At 57.8% G+C, this 25,756-nt stretch carries 23 protein-coding genes and 1 pseudogene; 11 read left to right on the forward strand and 13 right to left on the reverse strand.

All coding sequences use genetic code 11. The features are described 5' to 3' along the window. Window positions 1–19: 19 nt before the first annotated feature. Both HMPREF3140_RS17195 and HMPREF3140_RS17200 read right to left on the reverse strand, forming a co-directional pair. Window positions 20–1,447 (reverse strand): glycoside hydrolase family 1 protein, encoded by a 1,428-nt coding sequence (locus HMPREF3140_RS17195; RefSeq protein ID WP_004174521.1) that lies wholly within the window; start codon window positions 1,445–1,447, stop codon window positions 20–22. Window positions 1,448–1,454: 7 nt separating this feature from the next. After that, window positions 1,455–2,791 (reverse strand): annotated as a pseudogene (locus tag HMPREF3140_RS17200) (PTS sugar transporter subunit IIC). Window positions 2,792–3,090: 299 nt separating this feature from the next. On the opposite strand from HMPREF3140_RS17200, the gene HMPREF3140_RS17205 reads away from it, so the two are divergent. After that, window positions 3,091–4,092 carry a LacI family DNA-binding transcriptional regulator gene (locus HMPREF3140_RS17205; RefSeq protein WP_073980548.1) on the forward strand — a complete coding sequence of 334 codons (1,002 nt, stop codon included), beginning with the start codon at window positions 3,091–3,093 and terminating at the stop codon, window positions 4,090–4,092. On the opposite strand, the gene lysA is transcribed toward HMPREF3140_RS17205, so the two are convergent. Then, window positions 4,085–5,347 carry a diaminopimelate decarboxylase gene (lysA, locus tag HMPREF3140_RS17210; protein ID WP_002915990.1) on the reverse strand — a complete coding sequence of 421 codons (1,263 nt, stop codon included), beginning with the start codon at window positions 5,345–5,347 and terminating at the stop codon, window positions 4,085–4,087. The genes HMPREF3140_RS17205 and lysA overlap by 8 nt on opposite strands. A 136-nt stretch (window positions 5,348–5,483) precedes the next feature. On the opposite strand from lysA, the gene HMPREF3140_RS17215 reads away from it, so the two are divergent. Next, window positions 5,484–6,410, forward strand: a complete 927-nt coding sequence (locus HMPREF3140_RS17215) for a LysR family transcriptional regulator (protein ID WP_002915991.1) — start codon at window positions 5,484–5,486, stop codon at window positions 6,408–6,410. On the opposite strand, the gene HMPREF3140_RS17220 is transcribed toward HMPREF3140_RS17215, so the two are convergent. Further along, window positions 6,376–7,089: an aspartate/glutamate racemase gene (locus tag HMPREF3140_RS17220; protein ID WP_032412322.1), complete on the reverse strand. Its 714-nt coding sequence runs from the start codon at window positions 7,087–7,089 to the stop codon at window positions 6,376–6,378. The two genes, HMPREF3140_RS17215 and HMPREF3140_RS17220, sit on opposite strands and share 35 nt — an antisense overlap. 139 nt (window positions 7,090–7,228) lie before the next feature. Between HMPREF3140_RS17220 and HMPREF3140_RS17225 the strand changes: the two genes are divergently transcribed. The 5 genes from HMPREF3140_RS17225 to HMPREF3140_RS17245 all read left to right on the forward strand — a co-directional run bounded on the left by HMPREF3140_RS17225 (window position 7,229) and on the right by HMPREF3140_RS17245 (window position 12,234). After that, complete coding sequence (locus HMPREF3140_RS17225; RefSeq protein WP_002915993.1) at window positions 7,229–7,555, forward strand: cupin domain-containing protein; 327 nt, start codon at window positions 7,229–7,231, stop codon at window positions 7,553–7,555. Window positions 7,556–8,005: 450 nt separating this feature from the next. Beyond that, the gene (locus HMPREF3140_RS17230) at window positions 8,006–8,896 is read left to right on the forward strand and encodes a carbohydrate ABC transporter permease (protein WP_002915995.1); all 891 of its coding nucleotides are present in this window, start codon (window positions 8,006–8,008) and stop codon (window positions 8,894–8,896) included. Beyond that, window positions 8,889–9,791 (forward strand): carbohydrate ABC transporter permease, encoded by a 903-nt coding sequence (locus tag HMPREF3140_RS17235; protein WP_002915996.1) that lies wholly within the window; start codon window positions 8,889–8,891, stop codon window positions 9,789–9,791. Before HMPREF3140_RS17230 ends, HMPREF3140_RS17235 begins: the two co-directional genes overlap by 8 nt. A 12-nt stretch (window positions 9,792–9,803) precedes the next feature. After that, window positions 9,804–10,931: an ABC transporter ATP-binding protein gene (locus HMPREF3140_RS17240; protein ID WP_004211903.1), complete on the forward strand. Its 1,128-nt coding sequence runs from the start codon at window positions 9,804–9,806 to the stop codon at window positions 10,929–10,931. 16 nt (window positions 10,932–10,947) lie between these two features. Continuing rightward, complete coding sequence (locus HMPREF3140_RS17245; protein ID WP_032412325.1) at window positions 10,948–12,234, forward strand: ABC transporter substrate-binding protein; 1,287 nt, start codon at window positions 10,948–10,950, stop codon at window positions 12,232–12,234. A gap of 59 nt (window positions 12,235–12,293) precedes the next feature. Here the strand turns inward: HMPREF3140_RS17245 and HMPREF3140_RS17250 are convergent, their stop codons facing one another. The 4 genes from HMPREF3140_RS17250 to HMPREF3140_RS28860 form a co-directional block, all read right to left on the reverse strand. Further along, window positions 12,294–13,637: a carbohydrate porin gene (locus HMPREF3140_RS17250; protein WP_004149644.1), complete on the reverse strand. Its 1,344-nt coding sequence runs from the start codon at window positions 13,635–13,637 to the stop codon at window positions 12,294–12,296. A 121-nt stretch (window positions 13,638–13,758) separates the two neighbouring features. Next, window positions 13,759–15,192 (reverse strand): glycoside hydrolase family 32 protein, encoded by a 1,434-nt coding sequence (locus HMPREF3140_RS17255; RefSeq protein WP_032413054.1) that lies wholly within the window; start codon window positions 15,190–15,192, stop codon window positions 13,759–13,761. Between the two features lie 19 nt (window positions 15,193–15,211). Next, window positions 15,212–16,453, reverse strand: a complete 1,242-nt coding sequence (locus HMPREF3140_RS17260) for an MFS transporter (RefSeq protein ID WP_002916000.1) — start codon at window positions 16,451–16,453, stop codon at window positions 15,212–15,214. Window positions 16,454–16,465: 12 nt separating this feature from the next. Then, on the reverse strand, window positions 16,466–16,600 hold the full coding sequence (locus HMPREF3140_RS28860) for a hypothetical protein (RefSeq protein WP_004143987.1): 135 nt from the start codon (window positions 16,598–16,600) through the stop codon (window positions 16,466–16,468). Between the two features lie 94 nt (window positions 16,601–16,694). Between HMPREF3140_RS28860 and HMPREF3140_RS17270 the strand changes: the two genes are divergently transcribed. Next, window positions 16,695–17,690: a LacI family DNA-binding transcriptional regulator gene (locus HMPREF3140_RS17270; RefSeq protein ID WP_004181200.1), complete on the forward strand. Its 996-nt coding sequence runs from the start codon at window positions 16,695–16,697 to the stop codon at window positions 17,688–17,690. Here HMPREF3140_RS17270 and HMPREF3140_RS17275 read toward each other — a convergent pair. Further along, complete coding sequence (locus tag HMPREF3140_RS17275; RefSeq protein WP_002916001.1) at window positions 17,687–19,108, reverse strand: arabinose-proton symporter AraE; 1,422 nt, start codon at window positions 19,106–19,108, stop codon at window positions 17,687–17,689. The genes HMPREF3140_RS17270 and HMPREF3140_RS17275 overlap by 4 nt on opposite strands. Window positions 19,109–19,403: 295 nt before the next feature. Further along, the gene (gene kduD, locus HMPREF3140_RS17280) at window positions 19,404–20,165 is read right to left on the reverse strand and encodes a 2-dehydro-3-deoxy-D-gluconate 5-dehydrogenase KduD (RefSeq protein ID WP_002916003.1); all 762 of its coding nucleotides are present in this window, start codon (window positions 20,163–20,165) and stop codon (window positions 19,404–19,406) included. 210 nt (window positions 20,166–20,375) lie between these two features. Here kduD and HMPREF3140_RS29530 point away from each other — a divergent pair, with 210 nt between their 5' ends. Both HMPREF3140_RS29530 and HMPREF3140_RS17290 read left to right on the forward strand, forming a co-directional pair. Further along, on the forward strand, window positions 20,376–20,507 hold the full coding sequence (locus HMPREF3140_RS29530; RefSeq protein WP_032412328.1) for a hypothetical protein: 132 nt from the start codon (window positions 20,376–20,378) through the stop codon (window positions 20,505–20,507). A 143-nt stretch (window positions 20,508–20,650) separates the two neighbouring features. Further along, on the forward strand, window positions 20,651–21,826 hold the full coding sequence (locus HMPREF3140_RS17290; protein ID WP_002916048.1) for an oligogalacturonate lyase family protein: 1,176 nt from the start codon (window positions 20,651–20,653) through the stop codon (window positions 21,824–21,826). Between the two features lie 135 nt (window positions 21,827–21,961). On the opposite strand, the gene ompK26 is transcribed toward HMPREF3140_RS17290, so the two are convergent. The 3 genes from ompK26 to HMPREF3140_RS17305 all read right to left on the reverse strand — a co-directional run bounded on the left by ompK26 (window position 21,962) and on the right by HMPREF3140_RS17305 (window position 25,071). Next, window positions 21,962–22,657, reverse strand: coding sequence for a KdgM family porin OmpK26 (gene ompK26, locus HMPREF3140_RS17295; RefSeq protein WP_004143995.1), 696 nt, complete (start codon window positions 22,655–22,657; stop codon window positions 21,962–21,964). Between the two features lie 247 nt (window positions 22,658–22,904). After that, window positions 22,905–24,083 carry an acetyl-CoA C-acetyltransferase gene (locus HMPREF3140_RS17300; RefSeq protein ID WP_002916052.1) on the reverse strand — a complete coding sequence of 393 codons (1,179 nt, stop codon included), beginning with the start codon at window positions 24,081–24,083 and terminating at the stop codon, window positions 22,905–22,907. Window positions 24,084–24,201: 118 nt separating this feature from the next. Continuing rightward, the gene (locus HMPREF3140_RS17305) at window positions 24,202–25,071 is read right to left on the reverse strand and encodes a LysR family transcriptional regulator (protein ID WP_002916055.1); all 870 of its coding nucleotides are present in this window, start codon (window positions 25,069–25,071) and stop codon (window positions 24,202–24,204) included. Window positions 25,072–25,173: 102 nt separating this feature from the next. On the opposite strand from HMPREF3140_RS17305, the gene HMPREF3140_RS17310 reads away from it, so the two are divergent. Beyond that, window positions 25,174–25,635 (forward strand): multidrug/biocide efflux PACE transporter, encoded by a 462-nt coding sequence (locus tag HMPREF3140_RS17310; protein WP_002916056.1) that lies wholly within the window; start codon window positions 25,174–25,176, stop codon window positions 25,633–25,635. The last annotated feature ends 121 nt before the right edge of the window (window positions 25,636–25,756 follow it).

Raw genomic sequence — 25,756 nt, forward strand, 5'->3', positions numbered from 1 at the left:
TAGCAAATATTGCCCCCGGCTAGCGGTATTCATCATCGATATCCAGCACCAGTTCACGCCGTTCGCCCAGTTGACGAAACCAGTGCGCCGAGGCTTTGGGTCGCCGGGCGCGATGGTTTTGAAGATCGATTTCGATAAGCCCGTAGCGGTTTTTAAAGGCGTTCATCGGCGATACGTTGTCGGTAAACGCCCACAGCATATAGCCCTGGCAGTTGGCCCCTGCCTCGCGGGCGCGCAGGGTGTGCCACAGATGTTCGCTGATAAAACGAATGCGGTAGCTGTCATCGATGACGCCTTCGCGGTTACGGAACTGGCCTTCGTTTTCCACCCCCATCCCGCTCTCCGCCACGAACCACGGGATGTTGCGATAGTCATTTTTTATCCGCATCGCCATATCAAAGATGATTTGCGGGTAGATTTCCCAGCCGCGGGAGGCGTTCATCCGCCGGCCGGGCAGCTCAAACGGCTCATAATACCAGGCCGGATGGAACGGGGTATGCGGATGCCAGGCCCGCGACGGGGCTTTGACCCGGTGCGGGTAGTAAAGATTAATCCCCAGCTCATCGACGGTGTGCTCGCGGATAACCGCCAGATCTTCCTCGCTGGTCTCCCACGTCACCTGATGCTGCTCAAGCAGCGCGAGAAGCTCCGGCGGCCAGACGCCGTGCACCAGCGGGTCGAGGAACATGCGGTTGTAGAACAGATCGTAGATCTCCGCCGCGCGCAGGTCATGGGGGGCGCGTGAGCGTGGGTAGGTCACCTCCGGATTGAGGATGCAGCCGACGGTCCCGGGATAGCCGAGCTCGCGAAACCGCTTCACGACGCTGGCGGTCGCCAGCACCTTATGATAGTTCCACTGCATCCAGGTGCTGGTGTTCTGCTCATAGGGCCAGCGCAGAGCATCCAGATAGACCCGGGTCTGCACCACAATTGGCTCATTAAAGGTAAACCAGCGCGTCACCTTCGGGTGGTAGCGGGCAAACACCTTCTCCGCGTAGCGCACAAACAGCTCAACCACCGTTTTCGACCCCCAGCCGCCATACTTTTCCAGCAGATAGCCGGGCAATTCATAATGCTCAAGGCAGATCATCGGCGTGATGCCGTTGGCCAGCAGCGCATCGAACAGCTGGTCGTAATAGGCCGCATACTCCTCATCCACCGTGACGTTTTCGTAGTCGGTCAGAAAGCGCGACCAGTTGATTGAGGTGCGGTAGTGGGTCAGCCCGGCCAGCTTCATCAGCTGCACATCTTCCTGAAAGCGGTTGATAAAATCGGTGGCCACCGCCGGGCCATAGCCGTTATGCCAGACGTGGCGATCGTTTTTGTACCAGAGATCGGGCCAGGAGTCCTGCCCTGGTTTTTTCCCGCTCCAGCCTTCGGTCTGCCAGGCGGAAGCCGCCGCGCCAAGGATAAAATCATCGGGAATGGTCATCCGTACGGTAGTCATAGGCTCCTCAGACAGGGTTGGCGGTTTGTTGATTGTCTACCTGACGCTGCGCGGCATCGGCACGGCGGGAGGCGATTTTGACGAAAGGCAGATAGATAAGCACCGCGACGACGATGCAGATAAGCTGGGTCACCACCGCCCCCATCGAGCCGGCGGTGGAGAGCCAGGCGTTGATCAGCGGCGGCGTGGTCCAGGGGACCATCACCACCGCCTTGCCGGCGAAGCCGGTCAGGGTGGCGAAATAGCCGATGCTGCCGGTCACCAGCGGGGTGATGATAAACGGGATGGCGAGGATCGGGTTAAGCATGATCGGCATCCCGAAGATCACCGGCTCGTTAATATTGAACAGCCCCGGGCCTATCGACAGCTTGGCGATCTCTTTCATCTCTTTGCGCCTGGTGGCGATCATCACCGCAATCAGCAGGCCGATGGTCAGCCCCGAGCCGCCGATGCTCATGTAGACATCCCAGAAGGGCATCGTGATGATGTTCGGTACCTCTTTCCCCTGCTCAAAAGCGCTCATATTGACGGTGATCGCTCCCAGCAGCAGCGGCTCGCGGATCGGCTTGATCATCTGGTTGCCGTGAATGCCGATCACCCAGAACAGCTGGGCGACGAAAATCAGCAGCAGGATCCCCGGCAGGCTCTGCACCACCCGCTCCAGCGGCTGCTGCACCACCTGGTAGACCGCATCGTAGAGATACATTCCCGTCAGCTGGTGAAAGAGAAAACCAAAGGTGGCGATCGCGGTGGTGGTGATGATCGCCGGGATCAGCGCGGAAAAAGGGCAGAGACGTTCGGCGGCACGGTATCCGGCATTTTGATCTTCAGTCCCTTGCGCCCCTCCAGCCAGCAGTAAATCTCCACTGACAGAATGGCGATGAACATCCCAAGGAACAGACTGCGGGTATCGGAAAACTGGCGCAGCAGGACATCTTTCACCACGTGCATCTGGCCATCGACCATCATCTCCACCGTGGTCGGCGTGACGCAGATAAAGCAGATCACCGCCAACAGGCCGGGAAACAGGCTTTTGATGCCGTTGATCCGCCCCAGCTCAATACCGATCAGAAACACGGCGCCGATATTGAGGAAGTTGAGCGTAGCGTAGTTAAGCGCGCTGGTGATCGGCTTCAGCGCCGCAAGAAAGGAGAGCGAGGAAAAGCTGGCGAGCCCATTTTTCGGATCCAGCACCATATTGGAGATCAGCACCGAAAAGGCCCCGACGATGATCACCGGCATCAGGGTAATAAACGCCGATTTGATCGCCATAATGTAGCGATAGCTGTTGAATGTCGTCGCGAAACGCCCCAGCGCGTCGATCAGTTTGTCCTGTAATGCCATAAAAGAGTACCTCAGAGTAAAGGGCTTATTGCGGCCAGGTGAACAGCCAGAGACTTTTGGCATACCAAAACATAGTCGCCAGGCAAAAATAGTTCTGTGACAGCGCTCGCAACGCGCACAGTGGTATCCCAAATATCCGATAAAATCGACATTGGCATACCAGAGTCTGTCGGCTCGTCAGTTCCTGCCAAAAGCGTGATCGCGATGGTTTTTCCGCCCCGCCCCGTCGATATGTCCCTTTTCGGTCTGTGATAAACTGCGCTTTACCACGTGAAATCAGGAATCGATGAATGGCTACAATGCTGGATGTCTCAATTCGCGCAGGCGTCTCGAAAGCGACGGTTTCCCGCGTGTTGAACGGCACAGGTCAGGTGAAAGAGAGCACCCGCCAACAGGTCTTTAAAGCGATGGAAGAGCTGGGCTACCGGCCCAATTTCCTTGCCCGCTCGCTGGCCAATCAGACCAGCAATAGTATCGGGCTGGTCGTCTCCACCTTTGACGGCTTTTACTTTGGCCGTCTGCTGCAGCAGGCGTCACGCCAGACCGAAGCCTGGGGAAAGCAGCTTATCGTCACCGACGGCCATGATACGCCGGAGCGCGAAGAGGAAGCGGTGCAGATGCTCGCCGACCGGCAGTGCGATGCGATCATCCTCTATACCCGGCACATGAGCGAGAAGGCGATCATGTCGCTGATTAACTCGATCGCCATGCCGCTGGTGGTGATTAACCGCGATGTGGCGCAGGCCCGCGAACGCTGCGTGTTCTTCGAACAGCAGGAAGCCGCCTTCCAGGCCGTGGAGTATCTGATTACCCAGGGCCACCGCGATATCGCCTGCATCACCGTCCCGATGCATACCCCTACCGGCCAGGCTCGCCTGCAGGGCTACCGCAACGCGCTGATAAAACATGGTATTGAGTGGGATCCGAGCCGGGTGAAGTATGGGGACTCGACGATGACTCGCGGCTACGAACTGTGCCGGGAACTGCTGGACGAGAAAGCCCACTTCAGCGCGCTGTTTTCCTGTAACGATGATATGGCGCTGGGGGCGTCAAAGGCGCTGCATCAGGCGGGGCTGCGTATTCCACAGGATGTGTCGCTGTTTGGCTTCGACGATGCGCCAAGCGCGAAATGGCTGGAGCCGGGGCTGTCGACGGTTTATCTGCCGATCGACAACATGATCACTACGGCTATCGACCAGGCGATCAAGCTTGCCAATCAGCAGCCGATAGAAACGATCCCGCCGTTTACCGGCACGCTGGTGCTTCGCGAGTCGGTGACGACGGGACCTTTTTTTAAATAAGCTCTAAGGCCAGCAGCTCCTGGATGGTCTGGCGACGGCGGATCAGCCGCGCCTTGCCGCCATCAAACAGAACCTCCGGCAGCAGCGGACGGCTGTTATAGTTGGATGACATCGAAGCCCCGTAGGCGCCGGTGTCATGGAGCACCAGATAATCCCCAGGCGCTACCGCCGGCAGCAGGCGGGTCTCGACTTTGCCCCCCTCCTGCTGGGTAAAGACATCCCCGGATTCGCACAGCGGCCCGGCCACCACGGTTTCGACCTGCGGCGCGGCGCTGAGATCCCGGCCATCCCCCGCCAGAGCGGTGATATGGTGATAGCTACCGTACATTGCCGGGCGCATCAGGTCGTTAAAGCCGGCGTCAATCAGCACAAAGTGACGGCTGCCCATCTCTTTCACGCTGCGCACCTGCGACACCAGCACGCCGGACTCGGCCACCAGGAAGCGCCCGGGCTCAATCTCCAATTTCACCGGGTGCCCCAGATGGGCCGCGATCTGCTCCCGGGCGCGGTTCCACAGGCCATAATAGTGGGCGGTGTCGATGGCCTCTTCACCTTCGCGGTAAGGAATCGACAGACCGCCGCCGGCGGAGATGGCCTGCAGATCCTGGCCAAAGTCGACGACCTGGCGCACCATCGCGCCGCACACCTGCTCCAGGTGACCATAGTCAACGCCAGAGCCGATATGCATATGGATCCCGACCAGCTGCAGCTGATAGCGTCGCATCACTTCCAGCGCCGCCGGCAGGTGGCTGTACCAGATGCCATGCTTGCTATTCTCACCGCCGGTATTGGTTTTCTGGCTGTGGCCGTGGCCAAAGCCCGGGTTGACGCGCAGCCAGACGCGATGGCCCGGCGACACCTCGCCCAGCTGGCTCAGCATGTCGATCGAGCCGGCGTTCACCGGGATCTGTAACGCCTTCACCCGATCGAGGGTGGCGTCGTCGATCAGATCGGCGGTGAAGACAATATCCTCGGGATTCTGCTGCGGATCGTAGCCTGCCGCCAGCGCCCGCTCGATCTCCCCCAGCGACACCGAGTCCACCTTCACCCCCTGCTCACGCATCAGACGCAGAATATGAATGTTAGAGCAGGCTTTTTGCGCAAAACGCACCACGTCGAACTGGCTGAGCTGGGCTATCTGGCGGCGAATAATCTGCGCATCATAGACCCAGACCGGGCAGCCAAATTCCGCCGGCAGGCGCAGCAGGTTGTCCGCGGTCAGGTCAGTATCGGTGGCGTAAAGCGAGTGTGGCATAAGAACTCCGGTGCAGTGCGTGTGTTGGTCGCTGTTTTTTCTGATTACGCCACAGTGACAGACGAATAAAAAATATCGTTTTATCGCGACTCTATGCAAAAATGATATGGTTCCAGCCGAGCCTCACGGAGACCGCATGCCAGCCGTCAATTTGCGTCATATCGAAATCTTTCACGCGGTGATGACCACCGGCAACCTGACCGAAGCGGCGCGAATGCTGCACACCTCGCAACCCACGGTCAGCCGCGAGCTGGCGCGCTTTGAGAAGGTGCTCGGCCTGCAACTGTTTGAGCGGACCCGCGGTCGCCTGCAGCCGACGGTGCAGGGCCTGCGTTTGTTTGAGGAGGTTCAGCGCTCCTGGTATGGCCTGGACCGTATCGTCAGCGCCGCCGAGAGCCTGCGCGAGTTCCGCCAGGGCGAGCTGTCGATCGCCTGTCTGCCGGTGTTTTCCCAGTCCTTTCTGCCGCTGCTGTTGCCGCCGTTTCTCGCTCGCTACCCGGAGGTCAGCCTGCAGATCGTCCCCCAGGAGTCGCCGCTGCTGGAGGAGTGGCTCTCCGCCCAGCGCCATGACCTTGGCCTGACGGAGACCCTGCATACCCCCGCGGGCACCGAACGCACCCCGCTGCTGACGCTGAATGAAGTCTGCGTGCTGCCCGCCGGCCATCCGCTGGCGGCGCAGGCGACGCTGACCCCCGCCGATTTTCAGGGCGAAAACTACATCAGCCTGTCGCGCACCGACAGCTATCGCCAGCTGCTCGACGCCCTGTTCCTTGAGCATCAGGTTAAACGGCGGATGGTGGTCGAAACCCACAGCGCGGCCTCGATCTGCGCCATGGTGCGCGCCGGCGCCGGGATCTCGGTGGTGAATCCGTTAACCGCCCTGGACTATGCCGATAGCGGCGTGGTGGTGCGCCGCTTCAGCGTCGAGGTGCCGTTTACCGTCAGCCTGATCCGCCCTCTCCACCGCCCGCGCTCGGCGCTGGTCGACGCCTTTGTTGCCCACCTGCAGCAGAGTCTGCCGCAGATCCTCACGCCGCTGGCGTCGGTCCTGCAGAGAGCATAAAGTTGACCGCGTCTTCCGCGTGGATCGCCGTGGTGTCAAAGACCGGCAGCGGGCTGAGCTCGGCAGGCACCAGCAGGCCAATCTCCGTACAGCCGAAAATAACCCCTTCCGCCCCCTGCTCCGCCAGGGCGGCGATCGTCTGCAGATAATAATCCCGCGACGCCTCGCTGAAGGTGCCGAGACAAAGTTCGTCGAAGATGATCTGATTGATCTGCGCCCGATCGTCAGCCTCAGGGATCAGCGTCTCGATGGCAAACTGCTCCTGCAGACGACCGCGGTAAAAGGTCTGCTCCATGGTATAGCGGGTGCCCAGCAGCGCGACCCGGCGCTGACCTTTGGCGGCAATCGCCCGTCCGGTGGCATCGGCAATATGCAGGAAGGGAACCTGGCAGCGGGCGGCGATGGCATCTGCGACTTTATGCATGGTGTTGGTGCACAGGACAATGCCTTCGGCCCCCGCCTGCTGCAGCCCGACCGCGGCCTCAGCAAGGATCTCTCCGGCGCGATCCCAGTCGCCGGCGGACTGGCAGGCTTCGATGTCGTGAAAATCGACGCTGTGCAGCACCAGGCTGGCAGAGTGCAGGCCGCCCAGTCGCGCCTTAACGCCCTCATTGATCAACCGATAATAGGGGATCGTGGACTCCCAGCTCATGCCGCCTAACAGGCCAATGGTTTTCATCTTCTGCTCCTTATGTCGTTTCTGCCAGTGAAGCAAACTTGTGATCAACTTTCCACTTCTCTGGCCGCGTATTTCTTTTTCATGAAGAGTGGGATAAGTTAAATGAAACAACGTTTCACTTTAACAACAGGATCGCCCGATGTTTATTTTTCATAAAGACACCACCCTTGAAGACCTCGGCAATGGCGTAACCCGCCGCATTCTGGCCCACGACGGCAAAATGATGGCCGTGGAGGTGAATTTTGCCGCCGGCGCCGTCGGCCCGATGCATAACCATCCTCACGAACAGCTCACCTATGTGCTTTCCGGCGAGTTCGAGTTCACCATCGGCGAGGAGACGCGCGTCGTCAGCGCCGGCGATACGTTGTATAAGCGGCCGGGGATTATGCACGGCTGCGTCTGCCTGCAGCCCGGCACGCTGCTCGATACCTTTACTCCCATTCGCGAAGATTTTCTTGAAGGCTAATCCATAACGGGGGCGTTCGCCGTCCCCGGTTACTGCCCGGCGCCCTTCAATAAAAAGATGCGGCCACAATCATTATCCTGGTAATTATATTTCCCGCTCAGTTAAGCCTAATTTTTCATTCCTTTCAGGCGCCCTTTACGGCCAAAATGCTTACCACCTCACCTTTTTGAAACATCGTTTCGACTTTGATCACATTTCCATCCTGATCTGCATGACGCAGAAACAAATCGCAATAAAATGAAATTAAAACGGTGTTTTATAAAAAACAGTTCAGCATAAAAAAAGGCTGACAGCCCTTACCTGCTAGACCAGTTAAAGAATAACCCATTAATTAACAAGGACATGTTAAGCAGAGGAAGCGTTCAGACATTTTTGCGTTGTCAGGCGTAAAAGGCCGACAGCGCGGCGTCACCGGATCCGTATTACAACTCGTAAGCCAGGTAGGTATGTATGAATGAAAACAAGCTGCTGGGATTGGCATGGATATCGCCCTATATCATCGGGCTGATCGTCTTTACCGCTTTTCCCTTTGTTTCATCTTTCTTTCTCAGTTTTACCGAGTACGACTTGATGAGCCCGCCGGTATTTAACGGCATCGAAAACTATCGCTATATGTTGACCGAGGATAGCCTGTTCTGGAAATCGATGGGGGTGACCTTTGCCTACGTCTTTTTAACCATCCCCTTAAAACTGGCTTTCGCCCTCGGCATTGCTTTTGTGCTCAATTTCAAACTGCGCGGCATCGGCTTTTTCCGCACCGCCTACTACATTCCGTCGATCCTCGGCAGCTCGGTGGCGATTGCCGTGCTGTGGCGCGCCCTGTTCGCCATTGACGGCCTGCTGAACAGTTTTCTCGCCGTCTTTGGCATCGATGCCATCAACTGGCTGGGGGAACCCTCCCTGGCGCTGATGTCGGTCACCCTGCTGCGCGTCTGGCAGTTTGGCTCCGCGATGGTCATCTTCCTCGCCGCGCTGCAGAACGTTCCGCAGTCGCAGTATGAGGCGGCAATGATTGACGGCGCCTCAAAGTGGCAGATGTTCATGAAGGTCACCGTGCCGCTGATCACCCCGGTGATTTTCTTCAACTTTATTATGCAGACCACCCAGGCGTTCCAGGAGTTTACCGGCCCGTACGTGATAACCGGCGGCGGTCCGACCTATTACACCTACCTGTTCTCACTCTATATCTACGATACCGCCTTTAAGTACTTCGACATGGGCTATGGCGCCGCGCTGGCGTGGGTGCTGTTCCTCGTCGTGGCGGTCTTTGCGTCGATCGCCTTTAAGTCATCGAAATACTGGGTCTTCTACTCCGCCGATAAGGGAGGCAAAAATGGCTGATATTCAACAGATGGCGCCGGTGATGAGCGACGCCGATCGTGAGGTCGCCCGTACGCTGCGCCGGGAAAAGGTGAGCCGGGTGGTGCGCTACGTCGTGCTGATATTCGTCGGCCTGCTGATGCTCTACCCGCTGGCGTGGATGTTCTCCGCCTCGTTCAAGCCGAACCACGAGATCTTCACCACCCTCGGGCTGTGGCCTGCCCATGCCACCTGGGACGGGTTTATCAACGGCTGGAAGACCGGCACCGAATACCATTTCGGCCACTATATGCTGAACACCTTTAAGTATGTGATCCCGAAAGTGGTGTTAACGATCATTTCCTCCACCATCGTGGCGTACGGCTTCGCACGCTTTGAGATCCCGTGGAAGAAGTTCTGGTTCGCAACGCTTATCACCACCATGCTGCTGCCAAGCACCGTCCTGCTGATCCCGCAGTACCTGATGTTCCGCGAAATGGGGATGCTGAACAGCTATCTGCCGCTGTACCTGCCGCTGGCCTTCGCCACCCAGGGCTTCTTCGTCTTCATGCTGATCCAGTTTCTGCGCGGCGTGCCGCGCGATATGGAAGAGGCGGCGCAGATCGACGGCTGCAACTCCATCCAGGTGCTGTGGTATGTGGTGGTGCCGATCCTCAAGCCGGCCATTATCTCGGTGGCGCTGTTCCAGTTTATGTGGTCGATGAACGACTTTATCGGTCCGCTGATCTACGTCTACAGCGTCGATAAGTATCCCATCGCGCTGGCGCTAAAAATGTCTATCGACGTCACGGAAGGCGCGCCGTGGAACGAAATTCTGGCAATGGCGAGCATCTCCATTCTGCCGTCCATCATTGTCTTCTTCCTGGCTCAACGCTACTTCGTGCAGGGCGTGACCAGCAGCGGAATCAAAGGTTAAGAGGGAAATATCATGGCTGAAGTGATTTTCAACAAACTGGAAAAAGTCTACTCCAACGGGTTTAAAGCGGTGCATGGTATCGACCTGAAGATTGCCGATGGCGAATTTATGGTGATCGTCGGCCCCTCCGGCTGCGCCAAATCGACCACCCTGCGCATGCTGGCGGGCCTGGAGACCATCAGCGGCGGCGAGGTGCGGATTGGGGACAAAATCGTCAACAACCTGGCGCCTAAATCCCGTGGCATCGCGATGGTGTTCCAGAACTACGCCCTCTATCCGCATATGACGGTGCGCGAAAACCTCGCCTTCGGCCTGAAGCTGAGCAAGCTGCCGAAGGCGCAAATCGACAGACAGGTGGAAGAAGCGGCGAAAATTCTCGAACTGGAAGAACTGCTCGATCGCCTGCCGCGCCAGCTCTCCGGTGGCCAGGCGCAGCGCGTGGCGGTGGGCCGGGCGATCGTCAAAAAACCGGACGTCTTCCTGTTCGACGAACCGCTCTCCAACCTTGACGCCAAGTTGCGCGCCTCGATGCGGATCCGCATTTCCGATCTGCATAAGCAGTTGAAAAAATCTGGCAAACCGGCGACCACCGTCTACGTCACCCACGATCAGACGGAAGCGATGACCATGGGCGACCGCATCTGCGTGATGAAGCTAGGCCACATTATGCAGGTTGATACCCCGGACAATCTCTACCACCAGCCGAAAAATATGTTTGTCGCCGGGTTTATCGGCGCGCCGGAGATGAATATTCGTCCCAGCCAGTTGGTTGAGCACGGTGGTCGCCTGCATTTGACGCTGGGCGATCAGCGGCTGCCGCTCAACGATCGGCTGCAAAGCAAAGTTGAAACCCATAAGAATCAGCAGGTGTTCTTTGGCGTGCGCCCGGAGTTTGTCTCTCTCTCCGATGAACCGTTTGCCGAAGGTTCCTGCGCGGGTGAAATGGTACGCGTAGAAAACATGGGACATGAATTCTTTGTTTATCTCAGGGTTGCTGATTATGAGCTGACCGCCCGCGTGCCGTCGGACGATGCGAAGCCGATGATTGCCAGGGGACTGAATCGCAAAGTCTATTTCACCTTTGATCTCAACAAGTGTCACATCTTTGACGCCAAAACCGAACAGAACCTCTCTCTGTGAACCCTGGAGCATAACAATGAAAAACGTGCTGATAAGCGCCACCCTCTCCGCCACCCTGGGCCTTAGCGCCTTCTCTTCGCTAGCGCAGGATGTCGACCTGCGTATGTCCTGGTGGGGGGGCAACGGCCGCCATCAGGTCACCCTCAAGGCGCTGGAGGAATTCCACAAACAAAACCCAGACATCAACGTCAAAGCAGAATACACCGGCTGGGACGGCCATCTTTCACGCCTGACCACCCAGATTGCCGGCGGTACCGAGCCTGACGTGATGCAGACCAACTGGAACTGGCTGCCGATCTTTTCGAAAAATGGCGATGGCTTTTACGATCTGAATACCCTGAAAGACGAGATCGACCTCAGCCAGTTCGACGCCAAAGAACTGCAGTCCACCACGGTCAACGGCAAGCTTAACGGTATTCCAATTTCCGTCACCGCCCGCGTCTTCTACTTTAACGACGAAGCATGGAAAAAGGCGGACATCCCCTTCCCGAAAACCTGGGATGAACTCATGGCGGCGGGAAAAACTTTCGAAAGCAAGCTCGGGAAACAGTACTACCCGGTGGTGCTCGAACACCAGGACGTGCTGGCCCTGCTCAACTCTTATATGGTGCAAAAATACAATCAGCCGGCCATCGATGAGAAAGGGCGAAAATTCTCCTACAGCAAAGCGCAGTGGGCGGATTTCTTCGGTATGTATAAGAAGCTTATCGACAGCCATGTGATGCCGGACACCCGCTACTATGCCTCCTTCGGCAAGAGCAACATGTACGAAATGAAGCCGTGGATCCAGGGCGAATGGGGCGGGACCTACATGTGGAACTCCACCATCAACAAATATTCCGATAACCTGAAGCCGCCGGCGAAGCTGGTGCTGGGGGAATACCCGATGCTGCCGGGCGCCACCGATGCCGGACTGTTCTTCAAGCCCGCGCAAATGTTGTCGATTGGCAAATCGACGAAAAACCCGCAGGCGGCGGCGAAAGTGATTAACTTCCTGCTGAACAGCAAAGAAGGGGTGGATATTCTTGGACTGGAGCGCGGCGTGCCGCTGAGTAAAGCGGCGGTCACCTACCTGACCGAGGATGGGGTAATCAAAGCCGACGATCCGGCGGTGTCCGGCCTGAAGCTGGCGCAATCCCTGCCCACCGCTCTGCCGGTCTCCCCTTACTTCGACGATCCGCAGATCGTCGCCCAGTTCGGCACCACCCTGCAGTACATCGACTACGGTAAAAAGTCGGTGGAAGAAGCGGCCGAGGACTTCCAGCGCCAGACCGACCGCATTCTGCGCCGCGCGATGCGCTAACCTGCCCGTCTGAACTCTCCCGCGGCGCACGCCGCGGGAGGGTCTGCCAGACGGCCCTGTCAGAAGAAATATTTAAAGCGCACCCGGGCGCCGTAGCGTTCATCGGGATTCCCGCTCTTCGCTGCCGTGGAATCGAGCCACGAGGCATAGGCGCCAAGGTAAATATTGAAGTTCGGCATCGCCATGATATTCGGCAACTGCCAGGAGGTGTGCAGGGTATGGATGTCATAGCGCCCCGGCGCCAGGATAGCGCAATCGCCATCGCATTCGCTGGTCACCCCGGCCATATTGAACTGGTCGATTTTATTGTGCGCATAGATATAGCCCAGCTCCACGCGATGCCAAAGGGCGTTGATCCCGGCGCTGAAGTCGGTTTCGTCCGCCGCGTCCAGCAGGGCGGTACTCAGATTAACCACCGCCCCATCCTGCGGATCGCTTTTCAGGGTGTTCCAGCTCATGGTCAGCCCGTAGCCGGTGCGGTTTGACTGGTCGACCCAGCGTCCGCTCTGGCTCTGATAGCCGTAAGCATTGTTGACGAGATTGCTCTCTATCGCCGCGGCCGCCGACCAGGCGCCGGACTGCCACGCCGCCACCGGCCGCACGTACACCACATTTTTGCGGTTTTCCAGCGCGTTACCATGATAGTTCTGATCGACAAACAGCGAACTGCCGTCCTCCACCAGGGTGTTAACTTCGAAATACCAGTTATCCACCGTTTTGCTAAACAGAAGGTTACCGCCGCTGCTGCTGCGCCCGCGCCCCTCTTTCATCATGTAAATATAGCCATAGCCATCGGAATAGAGATCGTTGGCGGTATTTCCGGAATATTCAATAAAGGTATCCTGATTCAGCGGGAACATATCCCAGGCTTCAAAGCGGCCTATTTTTATTTTCCAGTCATCCTGCTGGCCGAAGAAAAATACCGCATCATCAAGATTCATTTTGCCATCCATATCCGCCAGAGGCTGCACGCTGAATCCGGCATATTGCCCGTCGGCGCCATTCCGTCTGCCATCGAAACCCAGCAGAATACGACCGTTAATATCCCAGCGCTCTTTATCGCCGGGCGCCCAGCTTTTATTCGCGCTGGTTTTGACCGACGTCAGGCTGCCGGTGCGACTGGCGCCATCGAGGTTAAATTCGACGTCGCCATAAAATTTTAATTCGCCATTGTCATTTAGCTGCAAACGCGGCGAAGCAGGCGCCGCGCGGGCGACCGTCGCGGCCTGCTGCTGGCCTTTCAGCGTCTTAATTTCCGCCTCTGCGCTGGCGGCGCGCGCCTCCGTCGCCTTTAGCCGCTGCTCCATTTGCGCCAGTCGCTCCTCCAGCGATAACGGCGCCTGCGCCATAACGGATGGCAGATACAGAGACGTCAGAAAACACCCGACCCAGATTTTATTCATCGGTAAACCCTTTTATTATGGAATGAACTGAATTTTTTATTAATGGGTAACGCACGACGATGCAGGCAATAATAACCCGCCCATCGTCAAAGACGGGTTATTAACGACAACAGCCTTATTATTATTCGAGCTGCCAGGCGCCGGCTTCGTTTAATGCCGCCGAGCCGCTCCAGGCAAATAACGCTAATTCACGGCGGGGAGCCTGCGGATAGATACGGCTGCTCAGGCAGGCTTCGCCGTCATTGACAAAAACCTCCACCGAAGAGCTATCGAAAAATATTCGCAGGTTGAGATCCGCTCCGGCGGTCAACGGCACGCTGCGCGTCCCGCACAGGCCATACTGCGGATAATGCCGCTCCAGCACCAGACGCTGCTGTTGGGCATCCACGTAGATGCGCAGGCCATCGCCAAAGCGCAGACCATACTGCTCGGCGCTGCTGCGGGCGCAGTCCCAGCGCAGATTCACCTCCATCGCCTCGCAGTTGTCGACCATCGTCGTCTGCTGGTTGTTCAGGGTGCTGACCGGCCACGGGAACCAGGCGCCGCGCAGGCTCTCCACTTCTTTCACCGGGCGCATCTGCAGGCGGTCATCCGCGCTCAGGCTCAGCTCGCGCGGCAAGGAGAGCATGCCCGCCCAGCCGTCCTGCTGCTCCGGCAGCGGCGATTCCCACATATCCAGCCAGCCAATCACGATCCGCCGGCCATCGGGGGTGGCGAAGCTTTGCGGGGCATAGAAATCGTGGCCGTTATCCATCTCCCGGAATTCGCCATGGCGAATAAAACGCTGGCCTGGCTGCCACTCGCCGATCAGATAGCCGCTCTGGAACAGATTGCGGTTGCTGAACCCCGCGGCCTGCATCCCCTGTGGGGAAAACATCAGAACGCGTTTGCCGTTGAGGGTGAAGAAGTCCGGGCACTCCCACATATAGCCCATGGTGCTTTCCGCTTCATCCAGCACCCCCGCGTCCTGCCACTGGCGCAGATCGGCTGAACGGTACAGCCGCACCTGGCCGGTATCGCCTTCGCGCGCGCCGACGATCATGTACCAGCTGTCTCCTTCACGCCAGACCTTCGGGTCACGGAAGTGGTGCATACCCGGCGGGGTGTCGACCACCATCCCCTGGCGCTCAAAGTGGATCCCGTCGCGGCTGGTGGCCAGACACTGCACCTGATACAGATTGGCTTCGTCGCCAGGATCGCCGTGGAACTTATGCCCGGTGTAAATCAGCGCCAGGGTATCGCCATCGACCACCGCCGAGCCGGAAAAGCAGCCGTCTTTATCCTCCGGGCCCTCCGGCGCCAGGGCTACCGGCAAATGCTCCCAGTGCACCAGATCCTTACTGCGCGCGTGCCCCCAGTGCATCGGTCCCCACTGGGTGGAGTACGGGTGATGTTGATAAAAGGCATGGTACCAGCCGTCGAACCACACCAGACCGTTTGGGTCGTTGATCCACCCGGCGCGGGCCGCCAGGTGATAGTGCGGATACCAGCGCAGATTCAGCGCCTGGCGTTGTGTCTGGAGTACCTGTTCAGCCCGGGAGATTGTGTAAGTCATCATTTTCACTCTTTTTGATTCAGATAGCGGTAGGTTGCGACACCAGCGGATCGGCGGAGGATTTGCCGGAGCGCAACAAGAAGATGGAAATAAAGGTGGTGCAGAACACCAGCAGGCCCATGATTAGGTAGGACTGGGCGAAGCCATATTTTTCATAGCTGTAGCCCGCCAGCGGCGACAATACGCTGGCGATAATCGAGCTGGTGCAGGCGAAGCCCACCAGATAGAGGGTGGAGGAGAGACGTTTATCGAAGTTGAGGCTGTTGTACTTAAAGATAGCTACCAGCAGTATCGGCAACTCCACCGCGTGCAGCAGTTTGGTGATGGAGATCAGCAGCGGCCCCTCCACCAGACCGGAGGCCACCATGCGCATCGCCATCACCATGCCGGCGAAAATCAGACCGTTTTTGGCGCCGATGCGGTTCACCAGCCACGGCGCGCAGAACATGCCGGCCGCCTCGAGGAACACCTGGAAGGAGTTGAGGTAGCCATACATCTCATTGCCTTCCTGCAGGGTCGCGAACTGCGATGAGAAATAGACCGGGAACTGCTGGTCATAGACGCCGTAAATGCAGGTGCCGATGACGAAGAAGACCAGCGCCCAAAAGCGCGGCAGCGTCAGCAGGCGCAGCGCATCTTCGAGGGTCACCTTACCGCCCGATACCGCCTCCTGCATCGCATGCGGCGCCGAGGAGACCCGCAGACGCGCCAGCAGGATAAAGAACACCAGCCCGGAACAGCTGGCGACGAGGAAGTTAAGCTGCGGATTGATGTTAAACAGCAGGCCGGCGAAGAAGGTGGCCACCGCCCAGCCCAGCGAGCCCCACATCCGCGCCCTGCCGAATTCAAACTGGCTCTGACGCGCCACCCTCTCGGTGTAAGATTCCAGCACGCCGATGCCGCCGTTAAAGGTCAAACCGATATAGATCCCGCCAAAAATGCTGCCCAACAGGACGTTGATTTTCAGCAGGTGGCCGAACAGCAGATACGCCGGACCAGAGAGGATCAGCAGCGCGGTGATATACCAGAGCAGATGTTTGCGCAGCCCCAGCTTGTCCTGGATAAATCCATAGCAAACTTGCGCAAACAGCGCGGAAACCGACAGTACGGCATAGATAATACCGGTATCGCCTGCCTTCAGCCCAACCTCCTGGTGAAGCCAGATAGAGAGCAAGGAGCCGGATGACGACCAGGTCACGAAAAAGAAAAACAGTAAGGCACTGAGCAACGGGTAGCTGTGTGAGTGAGGCGCTTTCATCATGACATTCTCGTGTTAGAGGAATGCAATTATGGTAACGTTAACAAAAAACAAAACGCAGGTGGATTCGCTGCGATATATGATGTTAATCACAAAGGTTAACGTTAACATAATGAAGATGCGATCGCGATCAAAAATCAACCGCAACATAGCTCACGATGGCGATAGCAGAAAATCGTTTCACTCTTTTACATCAGCGACTTAGTTGTATAGCCTGTACTCTGCGGCAATGGCGGAGGAAAAAATGGCGTCCCTGAAAGATGTAGCAAAACTGGCGAATGTATCTCTGATGACCGTCTCACGGGCGCTGAACACCCCGGAGCGGCTGAAGCCTGAGACGCTGGCCCGCGTGCAGGCCGCCATCGCCGAAACCAACTACGTCCCCGACCTGTCGGCGAAGAAGATCCGCGGGGCGCGCGCCACCCCCAGCACCATCGGCGTGCTGGCGCTGGATACCGTGACCACACCGTTTTCGGTGGAGATCACCTTATCGATCGAAGAGACGGCCCGCGCCCACGGCTGGAACAGCTTTGTGGTCAATATGTTTTCTGACGATCGTCCGGAAGCGGTGGTCGACCTGCTCCTCTCCCACCGTCCGGACGGCATTATCTTTACCACCATGGGCCTGCGCCAGGTACCGCTGCCGGAGAAACTGCTGACTCTGCCCTGCGTGCTGGCCAACTGCGAAAGCCTCAGCCAGCCGGTGGCCAGCTATATCCCGGACGATGAACAGGGGCAGTACGACGCGGTGAAAGCCCTGCTTGCCGCTGGCTATCGTCGTCCGCTGTGCCTGCACTTACCCGCCAGCCAGCCGGCGACGATCCGCCGCCGCCTGGGGCTGGAGCGCGCCTGCCGGGAGGCCGGTATCGAACCGGACCATCTGAGCCATTCGTATATGGGCCAGGGCGATGAGCATTACCACGATATCCCGGCGGTGGTGCTGGCGCATATCCGCGAGGGTAAACCTGGCTTTGACTCAGTGATCTGCGGCAACGATCGCATCGCGTTTATGGTCTATCAGACGCTGCTGGGCCAGGGGTTACGCATTCCACAGGACGTGGCGGTAGTGGGATACGACAACATGGTGGGCATTGGCGATCTGTTTCTACCGCCGCTCTCCACAGTGCAACTGCCGCATTATGACATCGGGCGCCTGAGCGCCCTGCATATCATTCACGGCGACAACCATCGGGAGACGCGCAAAGTCGCCAGCCCGTGGTTGCCGCGCGCCTCACATTAACGATTACCGATGTTGCGCAGCTTCTCGCCCGCCATCAGGTTGCGCTCAATGTGCTCGAGGGTGACATTCTTGGTTTCCGGGATCAGCCAGAAGGTGATGCCGATAAAGGCCACGTTGAGCGCCGTGTAGAGCCAGAAGGTGCCGGCGGCGCCAATTGCGTCAAGCAGCGTCAGGAAAGTGGCGCCGATGATCATGTTCGACACCCAGTTGGTGGTGGTCGAGCAGGTGATACCGAAGTCGCGGCATTTTAGCGGCTGGATCTCGGAGCAGAGGATCCACACCACCGGCGCCGCGCTCATCGCATACCCGGCAATACACATCATGGTCATGCCGACGGAGAGCCAGGAGAGGCCGCTGGATGCGGTGCCATTGTCGAACTGCATCAGGCAGTAGCCCAGCACCAGAGTGCCCAGCGCCATCACGCTAAAGCCGATTTTCAGCGCTGGCTTGCGGCCCGCTTTATCCACTGTGAACACCGCAATAAAGGTGGCAAACATAAAGGTCAGGCCCACCACCAGGGTGGCGATCATCTGCTGTTCAGTAGTGGTAAAGCCCGCCATTTTAAAGATACGCGGCGCATAGTACATGATGATGTTCATGCCGGTGAACTGCTGCATCGCCTGCAGCAGCATGCCCAGGAACACCGCCCGGCGCACGTTACGATTGACCTTAAACAACGCCCAACCGCCCTGCTTCAGCTTGAGGCTCTCACGGATCTCGTTAAGCTCGTCGCGCGCCTTTTCCGAGGTATCGCGCAGCATCCGCAGCACTTCTTCCGCTTCGATATGGCGTCCCTTCTCCGCCAGCCAGCGCGGGCTGTTCGGCAAAAAGACGACCAGAATGATCAGGATCACCGCCGGCAGCGCCAGCACGCCCAGCATGGCGCGCCAGTTACCGCTGTAGCTAAAGGCGGTATCGGAAAGAAACGCCAGCACAATGCCAAGGGTGACCATCAGCTGATACATACTGATCATTTTCCCGCGCACGTTCTCGCTGGCCATCTCGGAGAGGTACAGCGGCGCGGTATAAGAGGCAATCCCGACTGCCACGCCCAACACCACGCGGGCCACCAGCAGCACCTCCACGCTGGCGGCAAAAGCGGATCCGATAGAGCCGGCCACAAAGAGTACGGCCCCCGCCATCAGGCTGTATTTACGGCCAAGGCGGAAAGACAGCCAGCCGTTAAACAGCGCGCCTATCGCCGCCCCCAACATCATGCTGCTAACCACCCACTCCTGAAGCTGGCTGGATAAGGTGAAATGGTCGGTTATAAAGGGCAACGCTCCGGATATCACGCCGATATCCAGGCCAAAGAGCAAGCCAGCCACCGCCGCGGCGATGGAAACAAACCAGTTCATCCGCCGAGTATCACGTTGCGTCCGCGGCGATAATGTAGAGTCGTTACTGATTGAAGTCATTTTTTTCCTGCCACACAGAGTAAGACATAAGACGAAAGTACGTGACTGGTGGATGAATGGGTCAGGCAGGATAAGCCAAAGATATGGACTATATTGCTGGCAGGATGGGTTTTGTGATGGACATTAAACTTTCAAAGTAACAAAAAATGCGTTTCCAATAGTTAATAACCCTGTTTATACAGAGCGGTAACATTATACCCGTGTTCCGGAGTATGGACGATCCGCACTTTTGCGTATGGACAATAATTGCTCAGATGGCCGGAGCGATACGACAGACCCCGGCCATCGCGGACGGTTAGCGCGCCAGCCAGCCGCCGTCCACCGCCACCGTGTAGCCATTGATGTAATCGGAGGCTGAGGAGGCAAGGAACACGACTGGCCCCATCAGATCGGCCGGTAGCCCCCAGCGCCCGGCGGGAATGCGATCGAGGATTTCGCTGCTACGCTGCTCGTCGGCGCGCAGCTGCTGGGTGTTGTTGGTCGCCATATACCCCGGGGCGATGGCGTTGACGTTGATGTTGTGTTTGGCCCACTCGTTGGCCAGCAGGCGGGTGACGCCCATCACCGCGCTTTTGGATGCGGTATACGACGGCACGCGGATCCCCCCCTGGAACGACAGCATGGAGGCGATGTTAATGATCTTCCCGCCGCTGCCCTGGGCGATAAAGTGTTTCGCCGCCGCCTGGGACATAAAAAATACGCTCTTGATGTTGAGGTTCATCACGTCGTCCCAGTCTTTTTCGCTGAACGCCAGCGCGTCCTCGCGGCGAATCAGGCCGGCATTGTTGACCAGAATATCAATATGGCCGAACTCCGCCACCGCCCGCTCCAGAAGCTGAGGAATACCGTCGATCTGGCGCAGGTCGGCGGTCAGGCTGAGAAAACGGCGTCCCAGCGCGGTTACCCGCTCGATAGTCTCCACCGGTTCGACGATATTGATACCGACAATATCGCAGCCCGCTTCCGCCAGCCCGAGGGCCATCCCCTGACCTAAACCGGTATCGCATCCGCTCACGACGGCCACTTTTCCCTGCAGGGAGAATGCATCAAGAATCATATTATGTTCCTTAGTCGTTCAGAGCCTGCTGTTTGCAGGCAAGGTTCTCTCGGCCCGGTCCGCGCCGGCGGCGCGACTGAGCGTGGGGCGAACTCTCGGGCATAGCCCACCATAATGAAAATAAAACAGAGTTCCGTTTTGCTGATGGGTGCCATCTTAGCCCCGCCCCCAGCCATTTTCAATATTATTTAAAACGATGTTTCATTTTTTATGATGACGATTACAAAAAAAGAAAAAGCGAAGGAGCCTCCCGGCACGCGCCAGGCCGGAAAAGGTTTTGAAAAGATAAAGATTCAACCGTTTGTCTGCAGAGGTGCCGAAGCGAAGCCAGCAGCCCGCTGAAAACGCGGGAATTACGCTGAACTGCGTGAGCCATCACAAATAATGAAACAATGTTTTGATAAATTAACACCTGTCTTTTAAAACATATCACTCAGCGACACGCCTCTGGTCCAGCGGCATCGCAGGAAAGAAAGGAGCACTACATGGCTAAAGGCATGCGGGTCAAACTGAATTATCACGTCAGCCACGATCCGGATACCGGGGCGGAAGTCACCCGCTTAACTCCCCCGGAGGTCACCTGTCATCGCAACTACTTCTATCAGAAGTGCTTTTTTAACGATGGCAGCCATTTACTGTTCGCCGGCGAGTTTGACGGCCACTGGAACTACTATTTGCTGAATATCGCCAGCGCCGAGGCCGTCCAGCTAACCGAAGGCGCCGGGGATAACACCTTCGGCGGCTTCCTCTCCCCGGACGATAAGTCGCTTTATTACGTGAAAAATGACCGTATCCTGCTGGAAGTCAACCTGACAACCCTCGCCGAGCGCGAAGTTTATCGCGTTAGCGATGACTGGGTAGGGTATGGCACCTGGGTGGCAAACAGCGATTGCAGCAAACTGGTGGGCATTGAGATTGCCAAAAGCGACTGGACGCCACTCAACGACTGGCAGATTTTCCATGATTTCTTCCATAAAGGACCGCACTGCCGCCTGCTGCGCGTCGACCTGCGCAGCGGTGAGAGCCAGGTGATCCATGAGGAAAAAATCTGGCTGGGACACCCGATCTATCGTCCCTTCGACGACCATACCGTCGCCTTCTGCCATGAAGGGCCGCACGATCTGGTGGACGCCCGCATGTGGCTGGTCAACGAGGATGGCAGCCATGTTCGCAAAGTCAAAGCGCATGCTCCAGGCGAAAGCTGTACTCATGAATTTTGGGTGCCGGACGGTTCGGCGCTGATCTACGTCTCCTATCTGAAAGGCCAGCAGGGGCGGACGATCTATCGCTTTGATCCCGAAAGCGGCGTCAACGAGGCCCTGATGACGATGCCGGCCTGCTCGCATCTGATGAGCAATTTCGATGGCACGCTGCTGGTAGGCGATGGCTCAGGTACACCGGTGGATGTCAAGGATACCGGCGGCTACTCCATTGATAACGATCCCTGGCTGTATGTCTTTAACGTGGCGGAAAAGCGCTACTTCCGCGTCGCGCGCCATGATACCTCGTGGGCGACGGTGGCCAACAGCCGCCAGGTAACGCACCCGCACCCCTCATTTACCCCGGACGATAGCGCCATTCTGTTCAGCTCCGATAAAGACGGTAAACCGGCCATCTATATCGCGAAATTACCCGCGCACCCGTCAATGCTGAGCGCCTGATCCACGCCACACTTCTTTCTGTAACTGGCCTTGCCCTCCTTCATGGAGGGCTTTTTTTGTCCCTTCTCTTTCCCCCATAAAAAAACCCCGGCTGACGGCGCCGGGGAAAACAAACGATGAGGGATGAATGGTCGGTCAGAACGAGTAAGCCACCCCAACGCGGAAGCGGGTCTGGCGATCGCTGCGGTCATTGACCCCGACGTTGCCAATTTCGCCATACGGCGACCAGTTATTATCCAGCTTATAGGCCACCTTCACGTTATATTCCTGCGAGTAGGGTTTATTGTCGTTGCGGCTGACCCCTTCCGAGCTGCGGGCATAGACATAGTTCAGCTCTGTACGCCAGTCGCCGAGGACAAATCCGGCCCACGCGTCGCCGCGGTTAACTTTGTCATCATCTTTGCCGGCGTTGTTCGGATAGCGGGTGTATTCATAGCGATAGCGAGCGGCGACATAGAAGCCGTTGTCGAAGCTGTACTGCGCGTGCAGGTGCGGCTTGTAGATGGAGCGGCTGTCGTTGCTCTCAATGGTAAACCCGGGGGTGAGGAACAAGTTCGACGTCGCTTTCCAGCGCCAGCTGATGGTGTCTTCATGACCATTGCCCACCACGTCCGAATAGGGTTGCGAACCGTTGTCGCCGCCTGAGCGCCATTTGGCCTCGACGGTAAAGCCTAAGCCGTTGGCAAAGCGGTGAGAAACGGAGACGCGGTCAGCATTACTTTTATCACTCTTTCCGCCATCAATAAATTCATGACGTAAATCTATCGTTACCGCGGTTGCTGCAAAAGACATACCGCAGAGGGCGGCGAGAACCAGAGAGCGTTTTAACATAGGGTACCCTTACAATAAATAAAATGACATTTCGTTTTTATGAAACATCATTTTATTTTTTAGGCACCACAGTTTTAGTGACCAGGATCGTAGTTATTTGTTTCAAAAAAGGTGGCACAACAAGACGTGACGAAGCTCAATAATTTCGCCGGGGAGAGTGAAAGAGGGAGGGAAAAATAAGGGTTCGGCAAAGCACGGCGCATAAAAAAGGCCTCCCGCAGGAGGCCATGGAAATCGAGGTATAGCGCTATGCGCGTTCTACCGCCAGCGCCACGCCCTGACCGCCGCCAATGCACAGCGTCGCCAGACCTTTGCGGGCATCGCGCTTGATCATTTCATGCACCAGCGACACCAGAATCCGGCAGCCGGAGGCGCCGATGGGGTGGCCGAGGGCGATCGCGCCGCCGTTGACGTTGACCCGGCGCTCATCCCACTCCAGTACCCGACCAACCGAGATCGCCTGAGCGGCAAAGGCCTCATTGGCTTCGATCAGATCGACGTCGTCCAGCCGCCAGCCGGCCCGCTCCAGACAGCGACGGGTGGCATGCACCGGGGCAATGCCCATCAGCGCCGGATCGACGCCGACGCTGGCGAAGGCGCGGATCCGCGCGAGGATCGGCAGCCCCAGCTCCAGCGCTTTAGCCTCGCTCATCATCATTACCGCCGCCGCGCCGTCATTGATGCTTGAGGCGTTGCCGGCGGTCACCGATCCAAGGCGATCGAAGGTGGGCTGCAGGCTGGCCAGCCCTTCCGCGCTGGCATCCACCCGCGGTTGTTCATCGGTATCCACGGTGCGCGCCGCGCCGTTATGCTCGGTGACAACCGGGACGATCTCATCGCGAAAGCGACCGGAATCAATCGCCTTGCGCGCCTTATGCTGTGAGCTGAGCGCCCAGGCGTCCTGCAGCTCGCGACTGATGCCAAATTCCCGGGCCAGGTTTTCCGCCGTGACGCCCATATGATAATCGTTGAAAGCATCCCACAGCCCATCATGCACCAGACTGTCAATCAGCTGGCTGTTGCCCAGCTGGGCGCCGGTACGGCTGTCGGTAAGCACATGCGGAGCTCGGCTCATATTCTCCTGGCCGCCAGCGATCACCACGTCCGCTTCCCCGCACTGGATCGCCTGGGTAGCGAGGTGCAGAGCCTTCAGGCCGGAACCGCAGACATCGTTAATGGTGATAGCCGATACGGTGTTAGGCAGCCCACCGCGAATAGCGGACTGACGCGCCGGATTTTGTCCGGTCCCCGCGGTCAGCACCTGGCCGAGGATCACCTCATCCACGCTGTGCGGATCGATTCCCGTCTTCTCCACCAGCGCCTTCACCACCACACTCCCCAGCTCGACGGCTGAATGGCGCGATAATGCGCCCTGAAAGCAGCCAATCGGCGTTCGCAGCGCGCCGACGATCACGACATCCTTCATCCTCTACCCCTGCCCATGCATTTGCGCAAAGAAACAGCGATATACTAGATAATTGTTATCAAAAAACTTTGTAATTGTTTAAAAAAAGTGAAGCCAATCACAAAGAAATAGCTATTCGTTAACGTTCACGCCGCTGCAGGTGCTGACGCAGCCAGCTGCCGGCCGCTCCCGGCGGCGCTTTCTTATTCCACAGCAGATCGACTGAAATTGCCCGCGGCCAGCCGGGGATATCGAGCGCCACCAGCCCGCCCTGCGGCGCAAACTCCGCCACCAGCGCGCTGGGCAGAATGCACCAGCCGAACCCCTGCGCCGCCATGCTGAGCAGCAGCAGGTAGTTTGGCGCCGACCAGACCTGGCCTGCGGCAGGTTCGGTGGCGCTGGCCAGAAAGGTGCTCAAACGCAGCTCGCGCCAGCTGCGCAGCTCATCCCAGGCGACCTTACCCTGCGCCGCCAACGGATGGCCAGGGGCTACATAAATGCCCATCGCCGTCTGCAGCGGCAGGCGGGTGCTGCCGATATCGGTGGGGTAGCGCTCCCTCGCCTCAATCAGCCCCACCTGGGCGCGGGATTTTTGCAGGAGATCGATCACATCCTCGTCTTCGCCAATCAAACACTCAAACTCGGTATGAGGAAAGCGGCGGTCAAACTGCACCAGCAGATCTTCCAGCACGTCCGGGTGCAGAGTATCGGAGAGCACGAAGGTCAGCCGCGGCTCCGTCTCGCCGGACAGCGACACAGCCAGTTCGTCCAGCCGCTCGCTGGCGGCAAGAATCGCTTTGACATAGCTCAGCACCTGCTCCCCCTGCGGGGTCAGCGTCGGTTGCCGCGTTGCCCTGTCAAAGAGGATTACACCGAGATCGGCCTCCAGATTGGCGATGGCGGTACTGATCGTCGACTGACTTTTACGCAGGCGGCGGGCGGCGGCGGAGAACGATCCGCTGTCGACCGCCTCGACAAAGGCGGTTAAGGCTTCCGGTGAATAACGCATGATGTATCTACAATATCGATGGGTCCTATCTTTTGTTTATCATATTTTTCCATAAACTGCCGGGTAATTTCCTGTTCAGGCTAAAACTGGAGGTAGCTCGCCATGCAACAGACCCCACATCAGCGCAAGACGCTCACCGAACGCGTTATCCACGCCATCACCTTCGAAGGACTGGCGACGCTGATCCTCGCCCCTACCGCCGCCTGGCTGATGCAGCGCTCGGTAGTGGAGATGGGCGGACTGAGCATTCTGCTCGCCACCCTGGCGATGGTATGGAACATTATCTATAACGCGGCGTTCGATCGCCTGTGGCCGGTCTCCCGCTTCCCCCGCCAGCTGAAAGTACGCGCCCTGCACGCGCTCGGTTTCGAAACCGGATTCGTCATCATTGGCGTCACCATGGTGGCGATCGTGCTGGGCGTCTCGCTGCTGCAGGCGTTTATGCTGGAGATCGGTTTTATGCTTTTCTTCCTGCCCTACACCATGGCCTTTAACTGGGTATGGGACACCCTGCGCGAGCGCGTTATTCGTCACCGCCGCCCGCGCCAGACGGCGCGCGGTTAATCCCGGCGCGGATCTTCGACGATCCGCCGCGACTTTATCACCAAAAACTATCGCAACAGACGAACCATAAATATGGTAAATTGCACTCCTTTTTTTTGGTTTGACGGTTGATAAAGTCGCA

Source organism: Klebsiella sp. HMSC16A12 (genome assembly GCF_001808265.1).
GTDB classification, from domain to species: domain Bacteria; phylum Pseudomonadota; class Gammaproteobacteria; order Enterobacterales; family Enterobacteriaceae; genus Klebsiella; species Klebsiella pneumoniae.

Coding starts and splice junctions, on each gene's coding strand:
- HMPREF3140_RS17195 (WP_004174521.1), bottom strand. CDS start 1,447: ATGACTACCGTACGGATGACCATTCCCGATGATTTTATCCTTGGCGCG.
- HMPREF3140_RS17205 (WP_073980548.1), top strand. CDS start 3,091: ATGCTGGATGTCTCAATTCGCGCAGGCGTCTCGAAAGCGACGGTTTCC.
- lysA (WP_002915990.1), bottom strand. CDS start 5,347: ATGCCACACTCGCTTTACGCCACCGATACTGACCTGACCGCGGACAAC.
- HMPREF3140_RS17215 (WP_002915991.1), top strand. CDS start 5,484: ATGCCAGCCGTCAATTTGCGTCATATCGAAATCTTTCACGCGGTGATG.
- HMPREF3140_RS17220 (WP_032412322.1), bottom strand. CDS start 7,089: ATGAAAACCATTGGCCTGTTAGGCGGCATGAGCTGGGAGTCCACGATC.
- HMPREF3140_RS17225 (WP_002915993.1), top strand. CDS start 7,229: ATGTTTATTTTTCATAAAGACACCACCCTTGAAGACCTCGGCAATGGC.
- HMPREF3140_RS17230 (WP_002915995.1), top strand. CDS start 8,006: ATGAATGAAAACAAGCTGCTGGGATTGGCATGGATATCGCCCTATATC.
- HMPREF3140_RS17235 (WP_002915996.1), top strand. CDS start 8,889: ATGGCTGATATTCAACAGATGGCGCCGGTGATGAGCGACGCCGATCGT.
- HMPREF3140_RS17240 (WP_004211903.1), top strand. CDS start 9,804: ATGGCTGAAGTGATTTTCAACAAACTGGAAAAAGTCTACTCCAACGGG.
- HMPREF3140_RS17245 (WP_032412325.1), top strand. CDS start 10,948: ATGAAAAACGTGCTGATAAGCGCCACCCTCTCCGCCACCCTGGGCCTT.
- HMPREF3140_RS17250 (WP_004149644.1), bottom strand. CDS start 13,637: ATGAATAAAATCTGGGTCGGGTGTTTTCTGACGTCTCTGTATCTGCCA.
- HMPREF3140_RS17255 (WP_032413054.1), bottom strand. CDS start 15,192: ATGACTTACACAATCTCCCGGGCTGAACAGGTACTCCAGACACAACGC.
- HMPREF3140_RS17260 (WP_002916000.1), bottom strand. CDS start 16,453: ATGATGAAAGCGCCTCACTCACACAGCTACCCGTTGCTCAGTGCCTTA.
- HMPREF3140_RS28860 (WP_004143987.1), bottom strand. CDS start 16,600: ATGTTGCGGTTGATTTTTGATCGCGATCGCATCTTCATTATGTTAACG.
- HMPREF3140_RS17270 (WP_004181200.1), top strand. CDS start 16,695: ATGGCGTCCCTGAAAGATGTAGCAAAACTGGCGAATGTATCTCTGATG.
- HMPREF3140_RS17275 (WP_002916001.1), bottom strand. CDS start 19,108: ATGACTTCAATCAGTAACGACTCTACATTATCGCCGCGGACGCAACGT.
- kduD (WP_002916003.1), bottom strand. CDS start 20,165: ATGATTCTTGATGCATTCTCCCTGCAGGGAAAAGTGGCCGTCGTGAGC.
- HMPREF3140_RS29530 (WP_032412328.1), top strand. CDS start 20,376: ATGATGACGATTACAAAAAAAGAAAAAGCGAAGGAGCCTCCCGGCACG.
- HMPREF3140_RS17290 (WP_002916048.1), top strand. CDS start 20,651: ATGGCTAAAGGCATGCGGGTCAAACTGAATTATCACGTCAGCCACGAT.
- ompK26 (WP_004143995.1), bottom strand. CDS start 22,657: ATGTTAAAACGCTCTCTGGTTCTCGCCGCCCTCTGCGGTATGTCTTTT.
- HMPREF3140_RS17300 (WP_002916052.1), bottom strand. CDS start 24,083: ATGAAGGATGTCGTGATCGTCGGCGCGCTGCGAACGCCGATTGGCTGC.
- HMPREF3140_RS17305 (WP_002916055.1), bottom strand. CDS start 25,071: ATGCGTTATTCACCGGAAGCCTTAACCGCCTTTGTCGAGGCGGTCGAC.
- HMPREF3140_RS17310 (WP_002916056.1), top strand. CDS start 25,174: ATGCAACAGACCCCACATCAGCGCAAGACGCTCACCGAACGCGTTATC.